General features: G+C 63.9%; 22 protein-coding genes and 1 riboswitch. Of the genes, 6 read left to right on the forward strand and 16 right to left on the reverse strand.

Annotation, left to right across the window (positions count from 1 at the left end):
• Positions 1 to 7: 7 nt before the first annotated feature.
• Genes IFT58_RS17905 through IFT58_RS17930 form a run of 6 tightly spaced genes read right to left on the reverse strand, consistent with a single transcriptional unit; the run spans position 8 to position 3,075 of the window.
• Positions 8 to 571, reverse strand: a complete 564-nt coding sequence (locus tag IFT58_RS17905; protein WP_188325698.1) for a PilX N-terminal domain-containing pilus assembly protein — start codon at positions 569 to 571, stop codon at positions 8 to 10.
• The gene (locus IFT58_RS17910; protein ID WP_192096400.1) at positions 571 to 1,509 is read right to left on the reverse strand and encodes a PilW family protein; all 939 of its coding nucleotides are present in this window, start codon (positions 1,507 to 1,509) and stop codon (positions 571 to 573) included. Before IFT58_RS17910 ends, IFT58_RS17905 begins: the two co-directional genes overlap by 1 nt.
• A 38-nt stretch (positions 1,510 to 1,547) precedes the next feature.
• A complete protein-coding gene (locus tag IFT58_RS17915; protein ID WP_192096402.1) occupies positions 1,548 to 1,955 on the reverse strand; it encodes a hypothetical protein in 408 nt (135 codons plus the stop codon).
• A 56-nt stretch (positions 1,956 to 2,011) separates the two neighbouring features.
• A complete protein-coding gene (locus tag IFT58_RS17920; protein WP_192096457.1) occupies positions 2,012 to 2,530 on the reverse strand; it encodes a GspH/FimT family pseudopilin in 519 nt (172 codons plus the stop codon).
• Positions 2,531 to 2,575: 45 nt separating this feature from the next.
• Positions 2,576 to 2,914, reverse strand: a complete 339-nt coding sequence (locus IFT58_RS17925) for a hypothetical protein (RefSeq protein ID WP_188325694.1) — start codon at positions 2,912 to 2,914, stop codon at positions 2,576 to 2,578.
• 17 nt (positions 2,915 to 2,931) lie between these two features.
• Entirely contained in the window at positions 2,932 to 3,075 is a 144-nt protein-coding gene (locus IFT58_RS17930) for a hypothetical protein (protein ID WP_188325693.1), read from the reverse strand.
• 541 nt (positions 3,076 to 3,616) lie between these two features.
• Between IFT58_RS17930 and IFT58_RS17935 the strand changes: the two genes are divergently transcribed.
• Positions 3,617 to 4,243: a response regulator transcription factor gene (locus IFT58_RS17935; RefSeq protein WP_192096404.1), complete on the forward strand. Its 627-nt coding sequence runs from the start codon at positions 3,617 to 3,619 to the stop codon at positions 4,241 to 4,243.
• Positions 4,244 to 4,258: 15 nt separating this feature from the next.
• Here the strand turns inward: IFT58_RS17935 and IFT58_RS17940 are convergent, their stop codons facing one another.
• The 5 genes from IFT58_RS17940 to IFT58_RS17960 all read right to left on the reverse strand — a co-directional run bounded on the left by IFT58_RS17940 (position 4,259) and on the right by IFT58_RS17960 (position 14,001).
• Complete coding sequence (locus tag IFT58_RS17940; protein WP_188325691.1) at positions 4,259 to 4,930, reverse strand: response regulator transcription factor; 672 nt, start codon at positions 4,928 to 4,930, stop codon at positions 4,259 to 4,261.
• 111 nt (positions 4,931 to 5,041) lie between these two features.
• A complete protein-coding gene (locus tag IFT58_RS17945; protein WP_192096406.1) occupies positions 5,042 to 7,357 on the reverse strand; it encodes an ATP-binding protein in 2,316 nt (771 codons plus the stop codon).
• 181 nt (positions 7,358 to 7,538) lie between these two features.
• Positions 7,539 to 8,201 carry a type IV secretion system protein gene (locus tag IFT58_RS17950; RefSeq protein WP_192096408.1) on the reverse strand — a complete coding sequence of 221 codons (663 nt, stop codon included), beginning with the start codon at positions 8,199 to 8,201 and terminating at the stop codon, positions 7,539 to 7,541.
• A gap of 91 nt (positions 8,202 to 8,292) precedes the next feature.
• Complete coding sequence (locus tag IFT58_RS17955; RefSeq protein WP_192096410.1) at positions 8,293 to 12,360, reverse strand: autotransporter outer membrane beta-barrel domain-containing protein; 4,068 nt, start codon at positions 12,358 to 12,360, stop codon at positions 8,293 to 8,295.
• Positions 12,361 to 13,371: 1,011 nt separating this feature from the next.
• Positions 13,372 to 14,001: a hypothetical protein gene (locus IFT58_RS17960; protein WP_192096412.1), complete on the reverse strand. Its 630-nt coding sequence runs from the start codon at positions 13,999 to 14,001 to the stop codon at positions 13,372 to 13,374.
• A 387-nt stretch (positions 14,002 to 14,388) separates the two neighbouring features.
• Between IFT58_RS17960 and IFT58_RS17965 the strand changes: the two genes are divergently transcribed.
• A complete protein-coding gene (locus tag IFT58_RS17965) occupies positions 14,389 to 14,595 on the forward strand; it encodes a hypothetical protein (RefSeq protein WP_192096414.1) in 207 nt (68 codons plus the stop codon).
• Between the two features lie 229 nt (positions 14,596 to 14,824).
• On the opposite strand, the gene IFT58_RS17970 is transcribed toward IFT58_RS17965, so the two are convergent.
• Positions 14,825 to 16,120 carry a chloride channel protein gene (locus tag IFT58_RS17970; protein ID WP_249405746.1) on the reverse strand — a complete coding sequence of 432 codons (1,296 nt, stop codon included), beginning with the start codon at positions 16,118 to 16,120 and terminating at the stop codon, positions 14,825 to 14,827.
• A 147-nt stretch (positions 16,121 to 16,267) separates the two neighbouring features.
• Between IFT58_RS17970 and IFT58_RS17975 the strand changes: the two genes are divergently transcribed.
• The 3 genes from IFT58_RS17975 to pnuC all read left to right on the forward strand — a co-directional run bounded on the left by IFT58_RS17975 (position 16,268) and on the right by pnuC (position 20,358).
• Positions 16,268 to 17,404, forward strand: coding sequence for a phosphotransferase (locus IFT58_RS17975; RefSeq protein ID WP_192096418.1), 1,137 nt, complete (start codon positions 16,268 to 16,270; stop codon positions 17,402 to 17,404).
• 41 nt (positions 17,405 to 17,445) lie between these two features.
• A riboswitch (TPP riboswitch) is annotated at positions 17,446 to 17,541 on the forward strand.
• 67 nt (positions 17,542 to 17,608) lie between these two features.
• The gene (locus IFT58_RS17980; RefSeq protein ID WP_192096420.1) at positions 17,609 to 19,780 is read left to right on the forward strand and encodes a TonB-dependent siderophore receptor; all 2,172 of its coding nucleotides are present in this window, start codon (positions 17,609 to 17,611) and stop codon (positions 19,778 to 19,780) included.
• Complete coding sequence (pnuC, locus tag IFT58_RS17985) at positions 19,777 to 20,358, forward strand: nicotinamide riboside transporter PnuC (protein WP_192096422.1); 582 nt, start codon at positions 19,777 to 19,779, stop codon at positions 20,356 to 20,358. The genes IFT58_RS17980 and pnuC overlap by 4 nt, the downstream gene beginning before the upstream one ends.
• 49 nt (positions 20,359 to 20,407) lie before the next feature.
• On the opposite strand, the gene IFT58_RS17990 is transcribed toward pnuC, so the two are convergent.
• The 3 genes from IFT58_RS17990 to IFT58_RS18000 all read right to left on the reverse strand — a co-directional run bounded on the left by IFT58_RS17990 (position 20,408) and on the right by IFT58_RS18000 (position 23,054).
• A complete protein-coding gene (locus IFT58_RS17990) occupies positions 20,408 to 21,763 on the reverse strand; it encodes an EAL domain-containing protein (RefSeq protein ID WP_192096424.1) in 1,356 nt (451 codons plus the stop codon).
• Positions 21,764 to 21,972: 209 nt separating this feature from the next.
• Positions 21,973 to 22,575 carry a mobile mystery protein B gene (locus tag IFT58_RS17995; protein WP_192096426.1) on the reverse strand — a complete coding sequence of 201 codons (603 nt, stop codon included), beginning with the start codon at positions 22,573 to 22,575 and terminating at the stop codon, positions 21,973 to 21,975.
• On the reverse strand, positions 22,575 to 23,054 hold the full coding sequence (locus IFT58_RS18000; RefSeq protein WP_197974169.1) for a mobile mystery protein A: 480 nt from the start codon (positions 23,052 to 23,054) through the stop codon (positions 22,575 to 22,577). Before IFT58_RS18000 ends, IFT58_RS17995 begins: the two co-directional genes overlap by 1 nt.
• Positions 23,055 to 23,698: 644 nt before the next feature.
• On the opposite strand from IFT58_RS18000, the gene IFT58_RS18005 reads away from it, so the two are divergent.
• Complete coding sequence (locus IFT58_RS18005; RefSeq protein WP_188327152.1) at positions 23,699 to 24,271, forward strand: Ax21 family protein; 573 nt, start codon at positions 23,699 to 23,701, stop codon at positions 24,269 to 24,271.
• A 165-nt stretch (positions 24,272 to 24,436) separates the two neighbouring features.
• Here IFT58_RS18005 and IFT58_RS18010 read toward each other — a convergent pair whose 3' ends face one another.
• Entirely contained in the window at positions 24,437 to 24,850 is a 414-nt protein-coding gene (locus tag IFT58_RS18010) for a hypothetical protein (RefSeq protein ID WP_192082436.1), read from the reverse strand.
• Positions 24,851 to 24,897: the final 47 nt, after the last annotated feature.

Here is a 24,897-nt window from a genome sequence, read left to right on the forward strand (position 1 = left end):
CTTCACCTCACTCACGTACGACGACGGTCTGCAGCACCACGCGTGCCCGCCCGTTGGCATCCGGGTTCGAGCCACGGGCCAGCACGCGGTAGTATTCCGCCTCTACCAGACCCGGTGACTCACCGTAGTTGGGCTCGTTACCCAAGCCCAGTTCGACATGTGTCTCGCGCCGGCCCATGTACTGCACTGAATACTCAGGCGCACCCGCGCTGATCCCGTTGCTCTGAACATCCGGCGCCACCTGCCAGCTTCGGCCGGCCTCGGTTGCGCCGCTGCTGATGGGCAGGGGACGGCACGCAGGGCTGCCAGGAAGCCCGCTTTCAGAGCAGTTCGTCCCTTCGCCACCAGCACCGAACCGTTTCAGCTGGATCGTCTTTTCGGCCGCCGCGAGTGCGGCCTCCGCGTTCTGCAGCGCCAGCGCGCGGTCGCGCATGGACGATGTCATCTGCTCCTGCAGTACGCCGGCATTCAAGCTCATCACTGCGACGATCGACAGCAGCAACAAGGTGATCAGGACGACGAACAGGGCGATGCCACGCTGTCCGCCGCGATTGCTTTGAACGGCGCGCATCAGCTGCGGGACCTTATCTGGAACGTGTGTTGGAAATGCCGCGCCGCCGTGTCGCCGGTGCGCCCCGGCAGTTGGGGTACGACAGAGAAGCGCACGGAGACGGCGGTCACGTTGTGCCACTCCGCATCCGGGACCTCGGCGGCCGTGACGTAGCGCGATCCACCCCGGACCAGGTACCTGAGCTGGAAGCTGTCGATGCCGGGCACGATCGCCGCAGCGCGTGCCGGTATACCGTCACGCACCACGCTGCGATACAGGGCCGCGCGCTTGTCCGGGCCGGTGCCCACATACCAGCGTACTTGTTCCGGTAGCGCCATCGCGGTATCAGGACCATAGCGCTGCATGGTCGCCAGCGGTGGCATGGCGCCCGCGCAGGCATTGGCACGGACGAAGTAATCCACGCAATTGGCGGGAGCGGCATGCCCGATGGCAGCGCCCGTTGCGGTCACGCGCAGCAGGGTGGTGACCTTGAAATCACATACGAGCAACGCATCGCCTACCGCCGGCGTGTCGACACCCGTTACCGGAATCGGATGCGCGGACTGTGCCATGTCGGTGACCGAGAGCTGCAGAGGAGTCAACGTCCACAGCCGGATGCCCTCTGTTCCGGCCAGCCGCTCGGCTTCAGCGGTTCCCGCGTCGAGGCCAGGCATCTGAAAGACCTGTCCACTGCTTGCCTCATCGGCCCCTCGTACCGGCTCGGACAGCGTCTGCCAGAACAGGTTGTCCCGTTGGGCGAGAAGATTGACCACCGCGTGCCGGTTGTCGCACAGCGTGTCGCCCGCGCCACGCAAGTCGTGGCCGATAAGCTCCATGGCGACCCTGGCAGCTTCCTGGGTCCGTGACACGCCTATCGTGCTGTGGGCATTGGCGGCCGAGTTCAGGTAAATGCTGCCGCATGCCATGATGAGCATCAGGCCAAGCGCGAGCGCCACCATGAGCTCGACCAGGCTGAGTCCACTGCACGCCGCGCGCCTCATGGCGTGAATCCCAGTTCGATCTCGACCACACCCGGATCCGTGCCCGCACCGGCGCGTTGGTCGTCCCACATGATCGACGCCATACAGGCGTCGGCCGTGCAGCGCACTGCACCGCACACCTGCATGGTGGCATCCCCCTGGCCGCTCAGCCCCTGCAGCCAGCGACTGATGTCCTGCCGTGCCAGATCCCCGATCGGGGCCTCGTCATGCGTGCAGACCCTGCCCTTCGTGTCATATGCACCCGACTGGAATCCGGCCGGGTTGGCACGGATTGCCTCGGCGAGGCTGGACGTGGCGTAGACGGCGGCCGTTCTTACCAGCGCCCCTTCATTGCGCTTCAGTGCAACCAACTGCGCAGACGCCGTAGCCAGCCCGCCGATGGATAGCAAGAGCACCGCCACCATGACTTCGATCAGGCCTGCTCCTTCCACGCCCCGCCTCGAACCCGCTCCCCGCGTCATCATCCGCACCCCTGATCCTCCTTCTGACGCTGGAGCGAGATACCACTCCCTATGACCACCCGATAACGCTTCAGTACCGCCGTGCTGCAAACCAGGATCGAACCCTCTGCCGGCATGCGGCCGCCCATGCTCACCAGCCCGGTCGATTGGAAGACGAGGCCACGTCGGAGCGCATCGGAAACCGTCACGTCACTCCTGTCCGGCATTTGACCAGTACGCAGCACAAGCCCCTTTCCTGTGGTGACGATCCACTGCTGCCAGCCGTCGGACGCGCATCCAGAGCGGTCTCGCGAACCGCACAGGACCACGCTGTCATTGCGGCGAATGGCCTCATGACGAGCAAACTCCATGTCGCTCAACAGGTCGTTGGTTGCACTGGCAATTCGCGTCTGTGCAATGAGCGCGGAGAAGGAGGGCATCGAGAGCGATACCAGGATCGCCAGCACCGCCAACGCGACCATCAATTCCAACAAGGTGAAGCCGGTGGTGAATCGGTTCGGGATAGCTCTACAGCTCATGCTTTGCTCTGATGAAAGAAGGCAGACTCCGTGCACAGCGGCGAGCTACCGCAACGTCGAGCGCCGATCCAGTGAAGTCGGAGTACTGGCATCGCCGTCGCGGACCACACGTGCTTCAAACTTCGGTGCGTTCTCGGCCTTGGTGTCGCCTGTCCCTACTGCAAGATCCCGTCGCTGCAGCAGCGTGGTGATGCGTTTGGTGGCAGCACCCAGGCGTGCATCGTCACCAATGAGAACCTGCAGGATCGCAGCGGTCGCCATCGTCATCCGCAGCTTGTCTTTGCCGGCCACCATCTCGAACTCTTCGTCGTTCATGGCCAGGTGGGTCAGCCATGCGTGGACGATCGTTGCCAACCGGTTGCGCAAGGGGTCAGTAGCGTCCATCGATGGACCTGACAGGCTCACCGTACCTGCCCCGTCAGCCCATCGCGGTCGGACACATCCTTCTGCAGGCTCATCCAACGCCCAAGCATCAGGCCCAGACACGCCGCTACCGCGGTCCATGCACCGGCTACAACCAGCAGTATCTTCAACACGGTTTCCATCTATTCCCTCACTCACTGGCCAGGAATCCGGCGCTGCCGACGGAGAATAGGAAGGACGCTCCGAATTAAGAATCGAAGAACCTCGAAATGCGTTGCGGCCGCGCCTCAGAAGCAGCGGATCCTGTCATGCGGGTGGAAATAGATGCTGCCGAATCCATCCGTCAGATCCACCCTTACCTGTCCTCGCTCGTTACGTCTGACACGTCCAACGCGGCATAGAAACTCGGCGCAGCCTGGAATGCACGCGAGTATCAGATCACCCGAACGCAAGTCACCCGCCTCGCAGGTGTGGGGCAGGACCTCCATGGTGTCAGTGTCGTAAACAGATGACATTTCGTGGTACTCCGGGGTAAAGCGTGCAGACAGACGACCAAGCGGGCGACGCTCGTCGTCCGCGTGCCCGCACGGTACCTCGCGCCTGTGGTCTGCAGTACCCATTAGAGACGATTCATTGTCGTGCAGCCCTGCATTTCGAAATCGTTCGGATCGCTTTTATCTGATCATGGGTGCGGCCCATGAATTAACAGATGGAGGGCGTCGCATGCGTTCTGATACAACCGTGATCGTGCTCGATCAGCATGCGCTTGTGCGCACCGGCTTGCGCGCGTTCTTCAACACGCTCTATGGCATCCGGATCACTGAAGATTTCCGTAGCGCCGGCGCATTGCTGGAGCACCTGCAGGATCATCATGCAGACGTGGTGGTACTCGACTGCTTCCAGGGCGAGCATGCCGCCAAAGCGCAGGCACTGCTCCAAGCCATACAGCACCGCTCCCACTGCAGGTTGGTGGTCTTCAGTTCCGATCTGACAAGCAGCGCACGTGCCATGTGCATCGCCGCAGGTGCAGATGCCTATGTTGGCAAGTGCGAGGTCTTGGACACGCTGGCATCCACGGTGCGGTCAGTCGTCGAGATGAGCCGGCCACGCACCCCCGGGGCCGGAATCGACTTTCTTGCTTCGGCATTGCACGAGCTCACGCCTCGGGAAAAGGAAGTGATGCAACTGGTTGCCAATGGCCTGTGTACGACCCAGATTGCCAAGGCGCTGGATCGTGCCACCAGCACGGTGAGTGCGCAGAAATGGAGCGGGCTGCGGAAACTGCAGGTCAGCAGTGAGAACGAGTTCCTGAAACTGCTGCCGCCTGATTTCCGCTGGCCGCTCCACTGATCGGAACGCAGAGGATCAGCCGGTCTTCTCGATCAAGGCGCGCACCTTGAACAGCTCGGCATCGGTACGGATCCCCAGTTTCTGATAGCCCGATTTCTTCTGCGTGCTGATGGTACTTACCGCACGCGAGAACTTGGCTGAGATTTCCGTCGTCGACATGCCATCGAGGATACAGCGCAGCACCTCATGCTCCCTCGGTGTAAGCGGTTCTGCAAGACCTTGCGGGAGGGCGTCGCGCTGGGCGCGCAGGCCGCTCAGATCGGCCAGTTGCTGTCGCATGGCGCCACTCAGGTAGGTCTTGCCACTGGTGACGGCCTGGATCGCGACGAGCAACTCGTCGGCCCCTTCCCCCTTCGACAGGAATCCGTTGGCACCGGCCTGCAGCGCCAGCGATACGGTCGCCGGGTTGAAGTGGGAGGACAATACCAGGATGGCGAGGTCGCCAAAGCGCGTGCGCAGCGAGCGCAGCAGGTTGACGCCGTCCACATCCTGCGGCCCCAGCGAGAAATCCACGATTGCCAGATCCGCTGGATTACCGGCTGCGCCGAGTGCGCGGATGAGATCGCGCGCACTGGTGTAGGTACCCACAATATCGATACCCTCCACACCGGAAAGCCGCCCACGGATACCCTCTAGGACGATGGGGTGGTCGTCGACCAGCACCACGCGAATCTTTTTCGGATGCATCGTCGATAAACCCGGAGTGAGCCGCCGCAGCGAGATTACCAGAGCGTGGTGATTCGACGCCACGGTATGGATGGAGGCCGGCTGCCTCCATTCACTTTGCCGTGCGTGACATTATCTTGTTGCTGCGTCCAATGCCGTACGCAGCGCGTCGACGAGGCTTTCGGGAGGCATGCCGCCTTCGCTGATTGCTGACTCCACCGCCTGCGCGCAGCGCGCCAACGCTGTCCAGCCCAACATCAACGCGGCCCCGTTGATCCGGTGTGCGTAGTGATGTGCCCGATCCAGATCGACGTTGGCCAACGCAGCATCCAGCGCATTCATGTCCTCCCGCAGCAGTGCTTCATGGTCGATCCCGATCACTGCCGGCTCTACGGGCTCGATGCGGGGTGAACCGATCCGGACGGGCCACAGCTCCAGGATGCCTTGTAGCTCCTGCAGGCGCAGTGGCTTGCGCAGCACGCCGTCCATGCCGCATTCCAGGCACCGCGCCAGATGCTCTGCGCCGGTGGATGCCGAGATAGCCACCACCGGCAGATGCTCGGCCCGGGGCACCGCCCGGATTCGCCGTGTCGTCTCATAGCCATCCATGCCAGGCATGTGGCAGTCCATCAACACCAGATCGAAGGACTCACGTGCAAGGATCTGCAAGGCAGCCTCGCCACTTTCAACCAGCGTTGGCGCGACACCCAGTTCGTGCAGCTGCTGTCTGATCAGCGCCCGATTACCGGGATGGTCTTCGACCACCAATACCGTGCCGGGGGGCGCAGCCTGCGCAGCAGGGGCCGTGGCCGTTCGAGCGCGATCGGTCTCGGCCGGCAAGGTCAGGCGCGAGGCCGCCTCGACCAGACTTACCGGGATCGCCAAGGCCACGGTGGTCCCGGTCTCCGGGATGCTGTCCAGCGTGATGCTGCCCCCCATCATCGTGACCAGCTCGCGGCAGATGGTGAGTCCCAGACCGGTGCCGCCGAACTCACGCGTCGTCGACCCATCAGCTTGGGAGTAGGCCTGGAACAGGTGGTGCTGCTGGTCAAAGGGAATGCCCACCCCGGTATCCGTGATCCGGATCAGCAGCGTGGCGCTGCGCGGATCCGACGGGCTCGATGGTTCAAGCCGGGCGTCCAGGTTGACGCATCCGCGCTTGGTGAACTTGACCGCGTTCCCCAGCAGATTGTTCACTATCTGACGCAGGCGCGTAGGATCGATCATCACCAGGTCATCGACCTGGTACTCCAGCCCGTAGTTGATAATCAGGCCTTTTTCATCCGCACGCGGACGGATGAGGTCGACCGCCTGCTGCAGCAGCGCGCGAACATCCGTGGGCAACTTTTCCAACGTCAGCTTCCCTGCATCCAGCTTTGACAAGTCCAGAACGTTGTCCAGCAGGTCCATCAGCGCCTCGGCTGCCACCGTCGCGCCGTCGGTAAAACCTCTCTGCCGCTCATCAAGCGGTGTCCGGCCCAGCAGCTCGATCGAGCCGAGCATGGCGTTGATCGGCGTGCGGATCTCATGACTCATGGTCGCGAGGAATCGTGCCTTGGTCTGTTCGCTGCGTACGGCGCGGCGTCGCGCCTCGCGCGCCCGCCAGCCGAAGAAGGCCAACAGCGCCATCGACAGCAGCAACAGGGTCAGTTCCACGCGGCGGTAGTGAATGATCGACCAGATGGTGGGCGCACCGTAATCTGCCTGGGACAGGTAACGTTCGTAGATCTTGTCGCTCTCGTGCGCGGTGATTGATCCCAGTGCCTTGTCCAGAATCGTCAGCAACATCGGATTGCTTGCGCGCACCCCCATCTGCGCCCGGTAAGGTGGGATGTCCAGCATGCTGGCAATACCCAGCTGGCGTCCGTATTTACGCCGCAGTAGCGGCGACAGGGTGGCTTCGGTGCCCACTGAGGCGTAGGCCTCTCCCTCCACTACTCTCCGCAGGCTGTCCTCCGGACTGATGACCTCGATGGGTATTGCGCCGGGACGTCGATCGGTCAGGACTTTCTGGATATCAGGCCCGCCTCGGATCGCCACGCGCTTGCCCGTCAACGTGTCCGCTCCAAAGGTCGAGGCAGCGTCGCCGCGCGTGACGAAAATCAGTGGACTGGCGAAGTACGCCTGCGTGTAGCGGAGTGAGCGGTCCACCTCAGGACTTACCGTGGTGGGGCTGGCATTGGGGAACAGGTCGACGCGTCCCTGCAGGAAGACCTGCTGGGACTCTTCCCAGGTACGCGTGGGAACGAGCTGGAAGGACAATCCGGTGCGCTCGGAGAGCGTCTCCAGATACGCCGCGATCAGGCCTTGGTATGTGCCGTCCACAATGTCTTCAAGGGGACTGATGTTCGGTGCGCCGGCATAGTAGACAACCGGATGCTCCGCGATCCACTGGCGCTCGGCCGCGGTGAAGTCAGGCGTGCTGGCCAGGACCGGGAGGGTAAACATCAGCATCGCGAGCGCGCTTGGCCAGCCGCGCCGCAATGCGATGGACCATCGCTGAAGTGCAGCAGTCACAGGGAGCTTCCTCTGGCGGGCCGTATATCCGACGGTGGCAGTACGAGGCGATGCCGCAGGCAGCCCCTAACCATCGACGGGGAGCCACCGTAGCACGCACCACAATTCGAAATTATTCGAATTGATGTGAAGACGGGGGGCCTGCCGGCATCCCGGAGGACGGCATCCAGCGGAAGTCGGTGATAAACAGTCCCAAGGGGTTGGTCAGGTCCACGTCATGGGCGGGAGCTACCTGCTGCACAGTCACCTGCGCCGTCCATTGCAAGGTGAGCGGGTCGCCGCCTTGGGGATCTGATGTGGCTTCTTCCCAGCGGATCGCGTAACGCTCTCCCGACTCCGCGGTGATTGATATGACCTCCACCGTCAACGGCGGCGGGTCGGTCGGGCGGCGGTACTTTGCCAACCAGCCCTTCAGCCTGGACAGCGCCCTTGGGCGGAGGACACGCATTGCACTGGCAAGATTTTGTTCACGCCGCGACGCATCCGCAGGCTCGGCGCGCACCCACAGTATCCACGTCTTGAGAAAGTGCTCGATCTCCGGTGCGGCCGCAGTGTAATCGGCAGTCGCCCGCCCAAGCACAGCGACGCTGCCATCCGCATCTACCCGGGTGATGAGCGGCTTGGGCGGCGGTCGGTTTACCGCCGCAACCAGCCCGGCGACAGCCATCAAGGCGATAGCACCCATTCCTACCGCCGCCCAGCGCCAGGCGCGGGCTTCCTGTTCCGCCTGCTTTTGCTTCTGCTGGAGAAGCAGATAGGAGCTGAATATCTTCAAGTCGGTCGCGGCCTCGGTGTTGGCAATCAGGGGAAACCACCGGCAATGAGTGAGGCATCGGGCGCCCGGAGGGCACCCGATGCCTCGTGTTTCACCAGCTGTACTTCACGCCCATCTGCGCACCGTAGTTGCGGTAATCGTTCTTGCCGCGCAGCGTGCTCAGCTCACCCCAACCCGTCCAGCCACCGCCCATCTGCAGCTGCGCACCGGCCTTGAGCTCGTAGACATCGCTCGGCTGGCCAGCGGACAGGCTTACGCCGTTGAACGCCACCGCGTTGTCGCCTTCGCTGTGGATCCAGTTGGCGGCCACGAACGGCTGCACCCGGTTCCCTTCGCTGGAGGTGTCATGCCCGTACAAACGCACGCCCAGGCGGGTCTGCAGGCCGCCGGCATCGACCGTCTTCACCGTGGTGCCGTTGGTTTCTACGTGCTGGTCACCGTCCATGGAATAGTCCGTGTAAGTCACCTGCGCCTGCGGCTCCAGATAGAAAGCTTTATCTGCCCCTTCATGCAGCTGCATCGCGTAACCGGCTTCGATGGAGGCCATCAGCGCCTTGCTGTCATAACGTTCGGTCGCAAGGGCATCGCCCTGTACCTCGTTCTTGAAGCGCGCCGTCTGCAGCCAAGCATCCAGGTAAGCCCCCTTCTCCGAATCGGCGCTCTGCATCCACGTCGCGTATAGGCCCAGCGCCTTGCCATCCACTTCGCCCTTGGCACCGTAACCGGTGACGTTGGAGGTGGTCTGGCTGCTGGACTTGCCGGTAGCCAGCATGATGCCGGCCAGGCCGCGGCTGTCATCGCCCCACTTGGCGAAGTCTGTACCCACCTGCAGCATCGACTGGCGGCTGGCCACGTCCAACTGGCCCTCGCCCGCGTTGAACCGGGTGTGGTCAGAGGTCGTGCGCACCCATGCCGAGGCGAGCGTGTCATCGGACTTCAGGCGCTCCGCCAGGTTCGGCTCGCCCAGGCGCTCGTGCAGGGTCATGTCGAACATGCCCACTGCTGCGGCCTGGTTGGCCAGGTAGGCGCCGGTCTCCGGGCGGTAAATCTTGGCCGGCGGCGGAACAACCGGGGGTTCAACGATCTCCGGGTCCACCGGCGGGTCGATGACGATGGGGTCGGTCGGCGGATCCACCGGCGGGTCCACAGGAATCTCCGGATCGGTCGGCGGATCCACCGGCACCTCCGGCTCGACCGGCGGGTCGATCACCGGGCAGCCCGGGCCACCGGGGTTGGTCGTGCACGGATCCGGATCCACCGGCGGCTCGACCGGCAGCTCCGAGCGCAGGTACCAGTCACCGTCAGTCGGATCGGCTATACCGCCCTGATGCAGGAAGTACTCGTACGAGCCGCCCACCGCACGGCCCAGCAAGTTGAACACACCGGCCGAATCGCCATCCACCTGCACCAGCTGGATGCCATCGAAGGTCTCCGCGCCCTGCCCGCCCACGTTGTTGACCAGGATGCCGCTCTGGCCGGAGGTGTTGCCGAGCACGTGCAGTTTGTCGGTCAGCGAGGCGTCATCACCCAGCACGGTGTTCATCTGCAGCACCGCGTTGTCGGCCACGTAATCGCCGGTCACGGTCAGGGTCTTGAATGCCCCGTCGTCGTGGTTGAAGGCGATGGTGCTGTTGCTGGCCGACAGCTTCCCTACGCGGGAATCGCCGGTCATGTCCCAGGCGCTGTCCTTCAGGTCCATCAGTGCAACGTTCTGAGCAGCACCCTTGAGCAAGGTTGCCTCAGACAGATCGACACCCGCGTCGTAGCCATCACTGAACACGATATCGCCCACGAGCTCCGAGCGCTGAGCCTGCAGCACGCTTTGGCCCACTGACCCAGCACCGTTGGTCATCAACAGGCCGCCGCCGCCTTGGATACGAGAGTTCGTCACTTCGATACGGGAAAGACCTGCATCGCGCACCTCGATGGCGGCGGCCGAGCCGGTCAGGATCTGACTGTCGGTCACCCGCACCGAGTTGAGATCCGTGGCCCCCGCCGTGGAAAGGATGCCGCGCGCATCCGCGCCCAGCACCCTGATATCACCGCCAGTGACGTCGATCGTTGCGCCCGAGTTGGCATTGATGCCCATGGAACCGGCACCCGACGTCGCCACACTGATGTTGTTGGCGGTCAGCGTACTGCCCTGGTTGGCGAACAGGCCATGCGCACTGTCACCGGTGGTGGTGATGTCCACACGATCCAGCTCAATGCCGGAGCCTGCAATGGCCATCGCACCGAAGGACTGAAGCCCACTGGTCTGCACTGCGGTGTTGGCCGCCGTGATCGTCGAATCCACGCCGTCACTTAGCAGACCACGAGACCGCTCTCCGGTGGTGGTGATCGATGCATTGGCAAGTTCGGCCGAACCGCCGGTGGCCACATACACACCGTGCGCGTCCCGCCCGCCAAGCGCGGCGGTGCCGAGGATCGTGCCGTCCACTGTCACCTTTGCACCACTTTCCGCCGAGATCGCCCTGGCCGCACTTCCCGTCGTGGTGATTTCACCGCCTGACAAGGAAACCAGCGAATTCGCGCCCTCGGCTTTCACCCCATAAGCGTCCTTGCCTTGGGTGCTGATTCCAGAGCCCACCACGGTTGTCTGGCCGCCCGACACGGTGCGCACGCCGTTGGAATAGCCCCCGGTGGTGGAGAGCGTGGAGTTGGCGATGGTCATCGTGCCATCCCCAACGCGCACGGCATCGCCCATCTCACCAGAGGTGGTCACGGTCATGCCGGCCGCGTTCATTTCGCCACCCGTGCTCGCAAAAAGCCCCGATCCGTTGTAGCCGGACATATCGACAGTCGTGTTGGATGCAGCGACACGGCTTCCCGCGTCGCGGACATCAAGTCCATGCTGGGTGGTGCCGCCGACCAACGTGATGGATGCATTGCGCATCTCCACCTGCCCGCCCGTGTTTGCGCCCGCACCGATCACATAGGCGCCCGTCCCAGCGATCTCCGTGCCATCGATCTGTACCGTAGCCCCCTCCGCAGCCTCCGCTCCGTCCGAAGACTCGCCTTCGGTCCGGATGGAGCCACCGGTGAAAACAGCGCTGCTGCCAGTGCCTACGGTTTTGATGCCGTAGGCCACTCCACCTTGAGTGAGAATGTCGACATTCGTAGCGATCACCGTCCCCCCATCCTGGATATTGAGCCCATCGGCCAGGTTGGACAGGGTTTCGATGCGGGTGTCGGCAAGCTCTGCCGCCCCGTTTGCAGACGCCACCACGCCATGCGCATTGGCACCGAGCGTCGTGATCGAGCTGCCCTGCACGGCCAACGTCCCACTCTGCATCACCCGCAGTCCAAACGCATCAGCCTGGGTAGTCTTGAAGTCGCTGCCTGTGATGGCAGCTGAACCTCCCTGCCACACATCCAGACCATGGCCCGCAGACTCGAACGACGAGCCGATGATCACACCATTGCCGCCCTGTAGATCCACGCCCTTGCTGCGTGCGCCGGTGGTTTTAACCTGCACGTTGGTCATCTCCAGGAGGGCACCGTCGCGCGCACGGGCGCCGTGGGCCACCATCCCTGAGGTGGCGATCGAGCTGTCAGAGATCGTCAGCCGCGAGCCGGCATCGCCCGTGGCCACGCCACGCGACTGGTCGCCGGTGGTTTCAATTTGCAAGCCCGTGCCCGTAAAGCTCGACCCCCCCAGCACGTGCACGCCGTCACTTACTTCTTCGGTAGTGGAGATACGAGCATTGGCGCCTGCCATGGTGGCCTGCTCCATGACGAGCATGGCATGGCTACCGCGTCCGCTTGTCGCGATATCCACGTCAGAAAAGGCAACCGTAGATCCTTCAGTGATCGATTTCATACCCGCCGACTGGGTACCCGACGTGGAGAGAGACGCACCAGAGACAACCACCATTCCGCCAAGGCGCGCGTTCACAGCGTTGCTCTGGAATCCCATGGTGCTTGATTCGCCGCCGGTGAAATCGACACGGCTTCCGCTTCCCTCGGCATGGACACCGTGGGAGCTGTTGGCTCCATTGCCTGTGGCACGGACATCGGTTGCAGTGATCGTGCCGCCATTTATTGCCGACAGGCCGTGGCTCCAATCTCGCACGTCGCTGTCAGCGTCAATGTCCGACACTTCGCGGTGTACGCCATCGGCCACTACCGGCGTCGCGCTTGTGTTCCAGGAGGTCATCAGAAGCGCGCTGCTGACTGCAAGCGCTAAAGCATGTCGATTGGAGAGCGAGGTTTTCATGTCGTCAGCCCGTTTTTAGAATTCAGGCTTCACGATATTTTCTGGAGCTCGAGGACGGTATCGAAGAACTTCTAAATGGTGCGCAGCCAAGGTAACGAGCATCGACCCATTGGTTCGACAGTCATATTTCGTAGTCGCTGGCAAAAAAAAGTGGGCCGCCCCCCGAGAGCGGCCGATCCTGTCCTCCTTGATGGGTCGCAAAAAGGAAACAGGTAATTCCTCGGTAGTCTCGTCCCACCGGTTACCAAGGTAAAAGGGGCCGTTCAACGGCCCCTTCCCGCACAGCCCCGAGGGAGGGCGCATGCCGCGCAGCCAGACTTCCAGGCTGATGACGGCTGCGAAGCATGCCATTCGGGCAGGGCGGGATTACATATCAGCGCCTTCTCGCGCCATGTTCAACCGAAGGATTTCTATATTTCTCTCGCCTCCCGCACTAAGGAAACAACAGCGGTAGACCACGTACCCAATGCGAGCTGAGATATCGAAGTATCGCTATGGAGAAGCGGGCCGCAGGCAAGTAGGTTCGCTAGTCCGCGCCCATGGCGCGTCCTCTCAAACCTTCAATCCTTCCGAGTCAACCATCATGCGCGAAACGGGTGTCTTCCGTATCCATAGATCCACGTCCGGTGAATCCTCAAGAGTGGAATCGGGCAATGGAGTGTCTTCGTTTGACTGTCATCGCTGCGGAACAATGAATATCCCAGGAGCCAGATCGATCTTTGAGATCAGTGGCGGAATGGTATTGACGTGCCTTCGCTGCAACACGCGACAGGCTGTAAGCCGTGCGCTGCTTGCAGCGGATGGTTGCAGCCATCGATTTACAGCAGCGGCCGAACAGGCGTGAGTCTGCTCCTGCTCGCTTAAGACAGAGAAAAGGGGTCGTCGCATGCGGCCCCTCTTGCCCCCAAAAGGCTGCACCGGCACTTCTTCCGAGCGTATCGATAGTGATCCTCACTCTTCGTGTTTTCCTGCCTCCCACCCTGTCGGTGACAGGTACACGATCTGCCTGCGATCCGTCGCCGCCCGTTCGATGATTCGAGGAATCTCCGGAAACGCTTCCTGCACCTGGGGCAGCAGCGCCCAGCCGGCCATGTCAGCGATCCGATAGCGATAGGTCACGTCCGCTGTCCGATATTCCCCAAGCCGCAGGGGACCCGACCAGTCCACAATCCGCTCCAGCTCCTTTCTGCCCCAACACAGATCTCGCCCTGGCGCGCTGCTGCCTGTGCGCACGCGTCGCTCGGCGGCCGGCCGCTGGTGGATATAGGGGATAGCAGCATCGGTCAGCGTGTAGCGCTTCACGCGTGCATCCGGCTCCAGAAATGCGTCACCGCTGCCCATCCACTCTCCCCGGATCAGCCCGGCCACCTCAAGTGCAACAAGAGACCCTTCTACGCCACGAAGGCGTTGCACAAGATCCACGTCGATCGGCCAGGCACGCAAGCCCAGACACAGATGCCCGTCCTGCTCGAGACGCCGCGTGATGGCATATGCGAAATTCTCCTCATTCGCTGTCTGCTGGTTGCTGCAGCCGGCCAGCAGCACGGCGAGCAGCACCGCGCATCCTTTGATAAGGCTCATCACGTCCTTGCTGGCATGGAAAGTAAAGAGGGCCGGCGGGGGCCGGCCCTACCCACTACTGCCCCAAGGGGTTCAAGGCAGCAACGGCGCATCGCTGAACGAGAGAATGACCAGCGTTGACGCCGTACCGTCGGGAAACGGCGGGGAGTTCATCTCAGCGCACGGGCGCAGCCGACGCCATGGAAGCAGTTCGAAAATGCATGTGCGCTATACCCATGCATCACGAAGTCGTGCAGATTGAGCCGTGACGATACTGATCAGGCTTGAGTGCGAAGCGCAGTCGAGTGATTCCTCTAGGGGGTACGTGAGCCCTTCGCGGGGGTCACTGCTTTTTTCTTTCTTCTTGAAAGGAGCGGCATGGCACGAGGGCTGACATCGGAGGCCGTGATGTTCGTTGACCTGTCGATCGACGGTCAGTGTTACAGGGCAAGGGTCTGGAACTGCGGTGAGCACCAGTGGTGCCTTGTCGCTGCGGAGCTTCCGGACGGCACACGCCTCCCCGGATCTGGACGGGAAGGCTTATGTGTGGATGTGCTGCTGGAGGCGCATGAACGGGTGTCCGACTATCTGGCTTCCAGGATCAAGCGCATCTGATGCTCCGCGGAAGGGAACGGGACAGTAGAAAAGTTTGAGAAAAAAAAAAGGGGGCCGGTGACCTTCCTGGTCCCGGCCCCCACCCTTGGTGCGCAACCGCGCCGGCTCCCCTCCGGGGCTGCGGCGATCAAGGTCGCCTAGCAGACACCGGAACACGATGCCGCTCAATGGAAGCACTTCGATATGAGCGCGGCGTACGCTGGATGACGGTTGCCCGCAACGGCTGTACCTACCGCGCCAGCTGATCCGCCAGGCCACGATAGATCGGCGTACGGCAGACCAACCCGGAGACACTGCGGGCGATCAGCACCGTGGCCAGGATCGGCAGCAGCATGTCGCTGGTGTTGGTGAGCTCCAGTGAAATCACCGCAGACGTCAGCGGCGCCTGGGTGACACCGGTGAGATACGCGCACATGCCCAGCAGCACGAACGCAGTGGGATCCACCCCGGGCATCAGCACGGCCAGGTTGTGGCCCAGCCCTGCACCGACCGCCAGGGCCGGCGAGAACAGCCCGCCGGGAATGCCCGCAATGTACGAGGCCAGGTTGGCCATCAGCTTCATCAGGCCGAACTCGTGGCCGACCTCGGCATGCCCCTGCACCAGGCTGCGGGCCTGCTCATAGCCGGTCCCGTACGCACCGTCGCCGAATGCGAACGCAAGCACCACCACGGTCAACCCGCACCCGGCCGCGAGCAGGATCGGATGCTGCGCGCGCAGGCGCCCCAGCCAGCGCGGCTTGCCGGCCACGGTGAGCAGCACAGCGCGCGCGAACAGGCCGCCCAGCAATCCCGCCACGACCCCGCACAGCACGATCGCTGCCCAGCCCTGCCCCAGCGGCAGACGCGCGGAGACGTGGCCGAAGTAGGTGTAGTTGCCCAGCAACCCCAGCGACACCACGCCGCCGACGATGACCGCCGTCAGCAACGTGCCGGAGAAGCGATGTTCGAAGCGGCCGCTCAGTTCTTCGATGGCGAACACGATGCCCGCCAGCGGCGTGTTGAATGCCGCCGCGATGCCTGCCGCCCCACCGGCCAGCAGGAAATGCGACAGCTCGCGCGGATCCTGGAAACCGAAGCGGCGCCCGAACAGGTACATCAGGCTGGCACCCACGTGCACGGTGGGCCCCTCGCGCCCCACCGACGCCCCGCCCAGCAGCGACAGACTGGTCAACGCCAGCTTGCCGACCGACACCAACGGCGACAGGTTGACCGTGCGGAACTGCTCATCCGGCTTGTCCAGCGCCGCGATGACCTGGGGAATGCCGCTGCCGCGGGTGGGCTTGAGCACGCCGCCCGTGGCCCATGCCAGCAACGCGAAGATGCCCGGCGTCAGCAGCAGCGCCCACCAGGGCGAGTGCTGGATGATGCGCTGGAAGACCTGGAACGCCGCATCACTGGCCTTGGCGAACACGATGGCGACCAGGGCGACGACGACCGCACCGCCCCACAGCGCCGCTCGACGACGCCAGCGCTCACTGGTCAAGTGGGCCTGCAGCCAGTGGCGGGCCGTGTTGAATCTGGACATGGGGCCATTCTGCGCCGATGTCGAAGACGGGGACAGAGCCTGATCTGGCGGGAAGCCGCCTGCGGCAGCATCGGTCCGACGGCGTACCATGGGGCGCCGCGCGGGCAGCTCGCCGTGCGCATCATGCCCCGCGCCCGACCGATATCCATGCACACGTCCGACCACCACGTCCAAGGCCTCGACAACGACCAGGTCATCGCCGATTGGCCTGCGATCAGCGCCGCCGACGTGGCGTGGCTGAAAGGCCGGTACCCGCAACTGGCGGGCGATTGCGAGGTGGTGTGGCACAGCCCGCGTCCGTTCTCTGCCGCTGCCCTGCTGCAGAGCCCGCAGGGCCGGTTCTTCGTCAAACGCCACCACCATCACGTGCGCAGCGCAGCGGTGCTGGAAGAAGAACATCGCTTCATCGCGCACCTGGCCGACGCAGGCGTTCCGGTCGTGCACGTGCTGCCAGACCGTGCCGGCGCCACGGCGGTGGAGCACGGCGACTGGACCTTCGAACTGCATGCCGAGGCACCGGGCGAGGATGTATACCGCGATGTGCCGTCGTGGACGCCCCCGAACGATGTCGAGCAGGCCTGGCAGGCCGGGCGCATGCTGGCCACCCTGCACAACGCGGCCGACAGCTACCACGCGCCACAGCGCGGCACGCACGTGCTGGTGGCCCGCGACGAGCTGATCCGCGCCGAAGATCCGATTGCCCTGCTGAAGATGCAACTGCCGCAGCGACCGGGGCTGGCCGACTATCTGGCCGGCAGGCCATGGGAGGCAGAGCTGCAGCGCGCCATCCTGCCGTGGCACTTCGGGGTGGCGGCGCGCTTGGCGACGGTGCCGCGTCGGTGGGGACACAACGACTGGCATGTCTCCAACCTGCTCTGGCACCAGCGCGGCCGCGCCAACGCCGTGGCCGCCGTGCTGGACTTCGGCCTCGCCTCGCCCGCCAGCCACCTGTTCGACCTGGCCACGGCCATCGAGCGCAATGCCATCGCCTGGCTGGAACTGGAACGCGGCGGCGCGGCGGTACGTGGCGATATCGCGCTGGCCTTGATCGTCGGCTACCGCGATGCGCGCCCGTTGACGGCCGGGCAGGTGCATCTGCTGGCCGATCTGCTGCCACTGGTGCACCTGGATTTCGCGCTGTCCGAGGTGGAGTATTTCCACGGCATCACCGGATCCACCGCCAACGCCGACGTGGCGTATTACACGTTCCTGCTGGGCCATGCGGACTGGTTCAGAGCGGCCCACGGGCAGGCCCTGCTGGCGACGCTGCGCGCGGCGGCCTGAGCGGCTGATTCGCTTCTTCGGCCAATTTGGTGTGAAATGACACCCTGAAGCGGGGGTGCCTGGGTTGACCAGGCTGAGAGAGTCCCTTGGAACCTGATCCGGTTTGCACCGGCGTAGGGAGCTTTGAGCTGCAAGCACATGGACCCGTCGGGTCACTGCGCGCGCGCCGTCGCTTCGTCTTTCTTCCTGTTGATGACGAATCGAATGAACCGCTGCCTGCGCCCTACGCTGTTGACCGTTGCCCTCTGTGCCGCGCTGCCGCTGCACGCTGCCGATGCCCCTGCCAATGCGGCCGACCGCACGCCGACCGAGCTGGCTGCCGTGCGCGTGCAGGCCCAGCAGGCGGCTGCCGCCACCGCACCATCAAGCAGCTTCGGCACGGGTAGCTGGAAGGACACGCCGGCATCGGTGAACGTGCTGGACCGCACGGTGCTGGACAGCCGCCACGTGCGCACGCTCAGCGAGATCGCCGCCAACGATGCCTCACTGGGCGACAGCTATGCCCCGGTGGGCTACTACCAGAACATCGCCATCCGCGGCTTCGCCCTGGACACCGCCACCGGCTACCGCTTCAACGGACTGGCCACCGCCGGCGAGCAGCGCATCGCGCTGGAGAACATCCAGCAGGTGGAGATCCTGAAGGGTGAAGCCGGGTTGGCGGCCGGGGTGATGGCGCCGGGCGGCATCATCAACTACGTCAGCAAGCGCCCGGCCGAGGTGCGCACGGTCACCTTGGGCACGGACACCGAAGGCACGCGCTATACGGCGGTGGACGTGGGCCACTGGGTGACGCCCCGGTTTGGCGTGCGCCTGAATGCCGCATGGGAAGACAGCGGTTCGTACATCGACCATGCCGACGGCCGCCGCAACTTCTACTCGGTGGCCGCCGACTGGCTGATCAGCGACCGCAGCAAGCTGGAAGTGGATGCCAACTACCAGACCAGCGCGCAGCGCTCGGCATCGGGCTATCAGCTGCTGGGGGCGACTGCGCTCCCGCGCGGCGTGGACCGCGCGAAGATGCTGGGCTATCAGGCGTGGCAGCAGCCGGTGGGCATCGCCAGCACCAACCTCACCGCGCTGCATACCTACGACATCAACGCGCGCTGGCAGTCACGCCTGTCGGCCAGCCACAGCCGCTCGGTGATCGATGACAACGTCGCGTTCGCGTACGGCTGCTACTACGCCGCACAGTGCGCCGATGGCAGCGTGCCGGGCAACTACTTCGCGCCCAATGGCGACTACGACATCTACGATTACCGCAGCCCGGACGACACCCGCGTCAACCAGGAACTGCGTGCGGAGCTGCGTGGCCGCTTCGATACCGGCCGTGTCAGCCACGAGCTCAGCATCGGCGCTGACACCTTCCGCCGCACGGTGGACAAGCGCCAGAACGTCAACGAGTACGTGGGTACCGCCAACATCGGTGATGCCCGGGTGCCGCAGTACGCGCCGTCGCCACTGATGCCCGGCGCTTCCGCGCGCCGCCTTTACAGCAAGCAGGATGCACTGTTCGCACTGGACCGCATGCGCTTCGGCGATGACTGGCAGTGGCTGGTGGGAGGCCGGATGGTCAAGCTGGATGAGCGCGCCTACGACAAGCGCGGCACTCCGGAGCGGCACAGCACCCTGTCGCGGTTCCTGCCGCAGACCGCTGTCATCTGGAATGCCACCGATCAGGTCAACGCGTACGTGAGCTACGTGCGCGGCATTTCGCTGGGCCAGGAAGCGCCGTTCTGGACGTCCAATGAAAGCACCTTCCTGCCGCCGCTGCTGTCGCGCCAGCTGGAAGTGGGCGTGAAGTACGCATCGACCGATACGTTGACCCTGGGAGCGGCGCTGTTCCGTACCTCGCAGCCCTTCCAGTACGCCATGCCCGATGACAGCGATGCAGGCTTCACCTTCGTGCAACGCGGCCAGCAGACCCACACGGGATTGGAGCTGACGGCGAACGGCAGACTGACCGAGCGCCTGCAGCTCAACGCCAGCGCCAGCGTATTGCAGGCGCGTGCGCGTGATGCGGGCACGCCGGCATACGAAGGCCACCAGCTGGTGAACGTGCCGAAGACCCGCGCCAACGTGCACGTGGATTACCAGCTCCCGTTCGCTGCAGGGCTGGGCGTTACCGGCGGCTGGCGCTATGCGTCGGCCAACGTGGCCACGGTGGATGGCAGCGTGCGTGCGCCCCGCTACAGCGTGTTCGACGCCGGACTGCGCTACCAGCATGCGCTGCGCGAACGGCCGGTGACCTGGCGACTTTCGGTGGACAACGTATTCGACAAATTCTACTGGCGTGACACGGGCAGCAGTGCCGGCGATTACTACCTGTTCGCTGGCGCCCCGCGCCAGGCCCGCCTGTCGGTCACCGTCGCGCTATGAGCGCGGAACTGCTGGAATGGTCCGCTGCGGCGCTGAGTATGCTCGGTGTGTGGCTGATGACCCGACGGCGGATGATCGGCTGGCCGATCGGCCTGGTGTCGGTGGCACTGTATGCCTTCGTGTTCGCCGAGGCCCGGCTGTACTCGGACACCTTGCTGCAGATCGTGTTCGGCGGCTTCCTGGTGTACGGCTGGATGAGCTGGCGGCACAGCGCGCAGGCCGATGGCCTGGTCAGCATCGTGCCGCTGCCCGCGCGGCGCCGCTTCATCGATCTGGGTGCTGGCGTCGCGGTGGGGCTGGCGCTGGGTGCGGCCATGCACACCTGGACCAACGCCGCGCTGCCGTGGCTGGATGCCATGCTGGCCGCCATGAGCCTGGTGGCGCAGTGGTGGCAGGCGCGTCGCCACGTGGCCGCGTGGTGGATGTGGATCGTGGTGGATGTGGTCTACGTGGGCTTGTACCTGTTCAAGTCGCTCAACGTGACCGCCGCGTTGTATGCGGTGTTCATCGGCCTGGCCGTGCTGGGCCTGCGCCGCTGGAGCGCGGCGAGCAATGCCCCGGTAGCCTGCCCCCGGTAGTGACGGCCGCTGGCCGTCAGCCGCAGGCACCTTCGCCCCAACGCCATAGCTACTGGCCCTGCGGCACGTGCGCCTGATGGAACGCCTCGGCACTGACGGGGCGGCCGAACAGGTAGCCCTGGAATACCCGGCACCCCATGCCGGCCAACCACTCGCGCTGCTGCTCGGTCTCCACGCCTTCGGCCACGGTGGCGATGCCCAGGATTTCCGCGATCTCGATGATCTTGCGCACCAGCTCGCGCTGGCTCGGGTCATCACCCATGCCCCGCACGAACGTCTGGTCGATCTTCAGCTCGTCCAGCGGCAGCGCCTGCAGCAGGGAGAACGAAGAGAACCCCGTACCAAAGTCATCCAGCGACCACGAGATGCCATCCTGGCGCAGCGCGCCCATCTTCGCGGCCAGCACGGACAGATCCGTCGCCAGGGCCGATTCGGTGATCTCCAACCTTAGGCGATTCGGTGGCGCGCCCACTCTGCGCAGGGTCGCACGCACATCGTCCACGAAGCTGTCCGATGCCAACTGCAGCGGGCTGACATTGACCGACAGCATCCAGGCATCCACACCGGGCAGGGTCGACCAGTTCTTCAGGTGCACGCACGCGCGTTCCAACACCATCAGGCCGATATCGTGGATCAGGCCGGTTTCTTCGGCCAGCGGGATGAACTTGTCCGGCGACTGCAGACCATGGCCCGGCCGGTCCCAGCGCAGCAGCATCTCCGCGCCCAGCACCCGTCCGTCCAGCCCGACCTGCGGCTGCAGATAGGCACGCAGCTCGCGCTGGGCCAGCCCACGTACCAGCGCGGCATACTGATCCATCTGCTCGCTCAGGTCTTCGCGGAAGATCGCCAGCACGCTGCAGGTCAGCACCATGGCGGTGAGGGTGTTCAGGCCGTGGCGCAGCCGTCGCACATCATCGGTAAGCAGCTCCAGCTGCGGCCCGAGACTGACCGGGCTGATGGCCAGCACCACCAGCGCGGCGATGCACATGCCAGGAAAGAGCCAGCGCAGATAGACGCGCTCGCTGCGGAACAAGAAGAAACTGGCCACGCCGATCGGCAGCAGGAACAGGTGGGTCGAACGCGCCGCCGCCGCCGTCGGGGTTTCCGCCAGGCTGACGAAGATCGTCATCACCAGCAGCACGTGCGCGATCAACACCAGCGGGATCCGGTCGCGCTTGCGGGCGATGCCCAGGCAGCCTAGACCGACCAGGATCAGGGAAAACAGCACGATGGCCAGCACGTCCATGCCGTGAGCGCCGTAGAACGCACCCCAGATCACCCCGTGCAGCACACAGACCACGCCGCTCAAGCGCAGCAGGCGTTGGATGCGCGGCCACTGCGCATGGTCCGGGAACTTGCGGCTCAGCCACTCCCGGCTGCCGCGGGCGCTTCCTGTCTCGAGCATGGAATTCCCTTTTTTCTCGCCATGGTACTGGCCGAATGCGACAAGCGTTAAAGTGGTTTCACGGGGTGGGTGAGGAAGGGATAAATACGTCTGCAGGTGCCCATCGGTGTCTCCAAAACCCACTTTCGTCGAGATCCACCGCAGCAGGCGATCGCGGGACGCGCTCGCCTCATGAATCCAGCGTTGCGGGTGATCTGCTCAGACCATCCCTAGCTTCGGACGAATCCAAGGAGTGGCTGCCAGTTGCCAGCGTCAGCTTCCCGTACGGCCTGCAGGTAGCTTTTCCGCACAGTGCTGTTGTGCGGTGCTGGCCCCCACGAGAAAGGCTGCTCACCGCGCGACTGCAGGAACAGGTCAGCCATCAGTCGCGAGCTGCGGCCGTTTCCGTTAGGGAACGGGTGAATGAATGTCAGCTGGTGATGGAGGCGGGCCGCCTGCTCGTCCAGCGGGTACGTCTTGAACTCTTGCCAGGCACCAACGTTGTCGAAGAGCTGCCGGAGCTGCATTGCGATTTGATGCGGCGCTACGCCGATGTTGCGCTCAGTCAGCCTGTATCGGCCCGCCCAGCCCCATACGCTGCCGAACATTTTCTCGTGCAGCTTCCGCAGGAAGGCATCACTGGGCACCACCACATCCTTCTTGCGTATCTCCCGTGCCGCCCAGAGCATGCCGCTGACGACGTTTGCACCCTCAACGTCGTTGAGGTCGGCGCGCGTCGCGACCCATTTCAGCTTCAGCCCCTGCGCCTCATCCGGGTCCAGCGGTGTCTGGCCATCTTCGATCTCGAAATCGAACGCTTGGAGCTTGGCCACTAGACCCGATCCCCCCACAGCGCGCTGTCTGGGATCTCGTCGTCGGCCTGCTGGAGGAGGTGTTGGCGCAGGTCGGACGATACTGCCTGGTCCTCAAGCTCCATGTGGGCCGCTGCTCGGTTGATCGTGGCGCCGTACACCTTCAATCGCTGGCGATCGACGGTCTCTTGCAGGGGGGTGCGGGGCACCATGAGAACGACCAGCTCGCAGTCAAGGGCGTCAGCGGCTCGCCGTAGAGTTTCCACGCGCACCGTTCCGGAGCGTTCGCTCTTCTCCAGCTTGACCACAGAGCTTTGCACTACACCAAGGCGGTAAGCCAGGTCGGACTGCGACATGCCCAAGGCTTCGCGAATCGCAGCTATCCAGCCACCCCGAGGGGTAGCCCGAAGCGCCGGCAAGCTCTTCCGCAGAGTTTCCCCGCTCTTGTCCAGTTTTGAACGAGCCAGGCGACGCATCTTCGATGCGGGTGTAGTGGCCATGAATATTCCCTATTGCGAATTGCCGCGCATGCAATGTATTCCCTAAAGGGCATGCAATGCAATTAAAATAATCCTTATAAAGAATTATTTTGCGTCGAATTCATTCCTTACAATGAATAAATTAGATGTTGCGGGACTGCAGTCAAGGGTGCCGCCGGCGTCCTGTGGGATTCGCCGCATGGCGACGCCCTTGCGACGCGGCGATATTCTGCCCAGTGATGGCCGCCCTCACGCGTCACGCCGCTGTCGACCAGGTAGCGGGCGAGGCTGTCCCTGACTGCCTCGACACTTCCGGCGCCAATGGCACCCTTGAGTGCGTCGCTCCCCCCCCAATGCGGCGGTGACCGCACCCGCTGCTCCGTGGACGATCGCCCGATATGTCCCGCCATCGGCCCATGCCTCGACCTGGCTACGGGACTTTTCGGCAGCAGCGACAAGCCCTCTGCATGTGCAGATTTCGATAGGGAACCACCACGCCCCTCGCGACGATCCGCTGGAGTTCCCTGAACAGGGCCTTCGTTTATGTACCAGTCAGTTCAATATTCAGGATTGATTGCGCTGGCAAACGGATAATTCACATCTGTCGAACGCGGCTTTTCAGCTTCGTCCGATCTACCAAAACTAGAAACAGGTGTATCCCGATGATCAAGAATTCGCTGCTCGCTCTGGGCCTCGCCGTTGCCATGCCGTTCGCGGCCTCGGCAGCTGATGGCCTGTCGTACAACTACGTGGAAGGTGGTTACGTGAACACCGATGCCCGCGGCGGCGATGCCGACGGTTGGGGCGTCAAGGGTTCGGTCGCGGTACACCCGAACTTCCATATCTTTGGCGACTACACCGCGCAGGAAACCGAGCGCACCAATGCTGACGTCGATCAGTGGCGCTTGGGTGTCGGCTACAACTACGGCATCGCGCCGACCACCGACCTGGTGGCCCGTGTCGCGTACCAGAAGTTCGATCCGAAGCGCGGCCTGGATTTCAACGGCTACTCGACTGAAGTCGGCGTGCGCACCGCGTTCACTCCGATGATTGAAGGGTATGCGCTGGCCGGTTACGAGGATTACAGCAAGAAGCACGGCATCAATCCGGACGGCGAGTTCTACGGCCGTGTCGGCGCCACCGCCAAGTTCAACCAGAACTGGGGCTTGAGTGGCGAAGTGAAGCTGGCCAAGGCCGGCGACCGCGAGTGGTTCGTGGGTCCGCGCTTCACCTGGTAAGAACGCCTGTCGTTAGTGCGTAATACGTTGTTGAAAAAATAGTAATGTGGTGCGTTACCGGTGTGTGCTCTCTCTCCCACACGCCATCGGAGCCCGGCCTTTTGGTCGGGCTTCTTTTTTTGTGCGATGAGGTGCAGCAGTCGTTCGGTACGCTGTCGAGTGGAATTACCGCCGCCCGTGCAGGGCATCGGACGCGGTCTGCGCCAGCTGGCGCCCGGCGAAATACAGTGCCTCTTCCAGGTGATCGCCCAGCTGCTGCTCTGGGCCGGCATGGCGACGGGTGCGCTGCGCGGCGTGCAGTATCTGCAGCACACCGTGCAATGCCTGCAGGCTGCGACTGGCGATGGCCAGGTCACCGCAGCGCCCGGGTCCCAGCCCCTGCTCTTCCCACAGCGTGCCGTCAGCACTTTCGCCGTGATGCATCAAGGTCAGATGCGCGAGCAGTGCCGGTGTCGGGTCCTGCATGCCCTGGGCTTCCAGGGTCTTTTCCAGCCGCTCCACCAGATGCGCCGGGATATCCAACACGGCATCGCCGATGAGGGCGTTGAGCCGTGCGCCGGGGGGTGAGAATGCGCCCATGTGCCGTTACCTCGCTGCGGCCACCCGCGGGATGCGGGTGGCGGACG

The sequence above is a fragment of the Stenotrophomonas sp. CFBP 13718 genome (assembly GCF_014842145.1).
Lineage (GTDB): Bacteria > Pseudomonadota > Gammaproteobacteria > Xanthomonadales > Xanthomonadaceae > Stenotrophomonas.